General features: G+C 67.6%; 2 protein-coding genes, 1 tRNA gene and 1 pseudogene. All 4 read right to left on the bottom strand.

All coding sequences use genetic code 11. The features are described 5' to 3' along the window. Nucleotides 1-831: 831 nt before the first annotated feature. Nucleotides 832-1,095 (bottom strand): annotated as a pseudogene (locus FJY88_13110) (hypothetical protein). A gap of 25 nt (nt 1,096-1,120) precedes the next feature. Then, nucleotides 1,121-2,359, bottom strand: a complete 1,239-nt coding sequence (locus FJY88_13105) for a glucose-1-phosphate adenylyltransferase (protein MBM3288265.1) — start codon at nt 2,357-2,359, stop codon at nt 1,121-1,123. 47 nt (nt 2,360-2,406) lie between these two features. Next, nucleotides 2,407-2,482 (bottom strand) — tRNA-Trp (locus FJY88_13100). 64 nt (nt 2,483-2,546) lie between these two features. After that, nucleotides 2,547-2,951: T9SS type A sorting domain-containing protein (locus FJY88_13095; GenBank protein ID MBM3288264.1), on the bottom strand; the 405-nt coding region annotated here is incomplete at its 5' end.

The raw sequence follows: 2,951 nt of genomic DNA, 5'->3' as shown, positions 1-2,951 counted from the left end.
GCCGGGCCCGAGCGCGACCTGCTTGTCCAGAATCGCCTCGGTCACGCGCGCCCCCGCGCCGACGCGGACATCGTGCATCAGGATCGACCGCTCGACGACGGCGCCCGCCTCGACCACCACGCCGGGGGAGAGGATACTCTGGCGGACTTCGCCGGCGATCGTGCAGCCGGTGGCGATGATCGATCGGTCCACGCGCGCCGTCGGCGTGAAGCGGGCCGGGGGCCTGTCTCCCGGGCGATTCTCGTCGCGATTGGTGCGGACCCCCCAGGAGGGGAGATCGATCGGCCCACCCGGCTCCAGCATCTCCATGTGGCTGTCGAAGTAGGCGCGGATCGTTCCGACGTCCTGCCAGTAGCCCTGGAAGCGGAAGGTCTGGAGGTGGCGTCCCCGCGTGAGCATCGCGGGAAAGACATGGGCGCCGAAGTCGACGAGCCCTTGGTGTCCAACGACCTCATCCAGCTCCTCTTTCAGAGCGCGCCGCGAGAAGACGTAGATCCCCATCGAGATGAGATTCGATCGCGGAGTCCTGGGCTTCTCCTCGAACCCGGTGATCCGGCCGGCCTCATCGGCGAGGACTGTTCCGAAGTTGCCGGCTTCCTCCATCGGGACCTCGCGGACGGCGATCGTGGCGTCGGCGCCGGAGCGGACGTGCTCGGCGATCATCGGCGCATAGTCCATCCGGTAGACGTGGTCGCCGGAGAGGATCAGGATCAGATCCGCCTGATGCCTGTCGATGTAGCTCAGGTTGCGGTAGATGGCGTCCGCGGTCCCCCTGTACCAGTCGGAGCCGCGCTGGCCGGTGTGGGGGGGGAGGATCCTCATCTCGCGCGAGCGGCCGATCATTCCCCAGCTCTCGCCGATCCCTATGTGGTCTGTGAGGCTATAGGGCATGTACTGCGTCAGGATCCCGACCTTCTCCAGGCCCGAATGCATCACGTTGCTCAGGGCGAAGTCGATGATCCTGTAGATCGCCCCGAAGGGGACCGCGGGCTTGGCCCGCTTGTGGACGAGGACATTGAGCCGGCTCCCCTCGCCGCCGGCGAGGAGCAGAGCGATCGTGCGGCGCATGTCCACGGTCGCCATGCCCGGGCTCATCGAGCCGCTCCCGCCGCGGACCGCATCACTCCCTCTCCCAGATGGCGCCGGGGGAGAGGACCTCGCCCGGGGGAAGGGCGGCTCCCGGCGCGATACGCGCGCCCTTGCCGATGACGGCGATTCCCGCCTCGCCCGGGGAGCCGCCTTCCGGCTTCTCACCGATCAGACAGGGCCCCCCGACGCGGCATCCCCTGCCGACCACGACAGACTTGTCGAGGATTGCGCGCTGCACGCGGGCCCCTTCCTCGATCCGCGCGCGCTGGAAAACGACCGATCCCTCGACGATGGCCCCGGGGCCGACCCGGACCCCGGGTGAGAGGATGCTGCCGCGCACGGTCCCCTCGATCGCGCACCCCGCGCTGATGAGGGAGTTGCGCACCTCGGCTCCGGCCGCCATGAACGGAGGCGGGGATACGGCGACGCCCGAGTCCTGCAGGTTCGTCCGGATCTGCCATGCGTCGAGATCGATCCGTCCGAGGATCAGATCCTGCGCGGCCTGGTAGTAGTCGTCGATGGTGCGGGCGTAGGCCCAGTATCCCCCGAACTCGTATCCGAAGACCCTGTGGCGGCTCATCATCCGGGGCACCAGGTCGCGGCCAAGCTCGAAACACTCGAGGCGGACGCATTCCTTCAGGGTCTCTTCCAGGGGCTTCACGTTGGCCACGTAGATCGTGAGGGAGGCCAGATCGGTCCTCGGCGCGTGGGGCTTCTCCTCGTAGCCCACGAGCCTTCCGTCGGAGTCCATCTCCCCGTAGCCGAACCGCTGGTGGACGAGCGATCCCATCCGCTTGAAGGCGATCGTCAGGTCGGCTCCCCGCTCCAGGTGGAAGCGGATGATCTCGCGGTAGTCCATCCTGTAGATGTGATCGCCCGAGACGATCAGGGCCAGCTCCGCGCCGTTGTCGTGGAGGAAGTTCAGATTCCTGTAGACCGCGTCCGCGTTTCCCCGGTACCAGTCGGAGGCCTCCGCGCCCCGGAAGGGGGGGAGCATCTTGGCGCCGCGCTCCAGTCCGACGAAGTCCCAGCTCTCCCCGACGCCGACGTGATCGATCAGGCTCGAGGGACGGTACTGGGAGAGGATCCCCACCTGGTTGATCCCGGCGTGCATCAGGTTCGAGAGGGGGAAGTCGATGATCCTGTAGTGGCCGCCGAAGGGGATCGCCGACTTGGGGCGGTCGAGCGTAAGGACTGAAAACTCGCCCACGCGGCCGCCGGCGAGAACCATGGCCACCGTCCTGGGCAACGAGATGCTTTCCTCAGCCATCCCTAGCCGGGGCTCCGTTTCCGTGATTGCGCGCTTCGCCGCCAAGGTGGCAGGCCAGGAGGGACTCGAACCCCCAACCTACGGTTTTGGAGACCGTTGCTCTGCCAATTGAGCTACTGGCCTAGTCCGGTTTCTCGAGCGACCTTGGGGATCGTATCGGATCGCTCCGTCCAATCTCAAGCCCCACCTACTCGATCCGGATGAGCTTTCTGACCTCGTTCCGTCCGCCCGCCCGCAGGCGGTAGAGGTAGATCCCCGAAGGCGCGGCCGCCCCGCTCTCATCCCTTCCGTCCCAGAGGACCGACTGCAAGCCGGCCGGCCTCGGCCCGTCGAGGAGCCTGCGCACCGCCCGGCCCTGGATGTCATAGAGATCGAGGCGCGCGATTCCCGGACTGGCGAGGGAGAAGCCGATCGAAGTCCCCGCCGCTCCGCAAGGGTTCGGCCGGCACTGGAGGAGCGAGAAGACCGAAGGCCCGGCATTCGTCTCGGGAGCGCCGACCACGCCCGTCAACAGCAGCCGCACGTCGTCCACGCCAGCCTCCACGAGCGAGCCGCCCGGGTAGTCGGAAGCGACGAAGCGCAACCGCGCGGT

The organism is Candidatus Eisenbacteria bacterium (genome assembly GCA_016867495.1).
Lineage (GTDB): Bacteria > Eisenbacteria > RBG-16-71-46 > CAIMUX01 > VGJL01 > VGJL01.
Note: the sequence above shows the minus strand (reverse complement) of the source record. Positions and strands in the feature narration are given on the sequence as shown.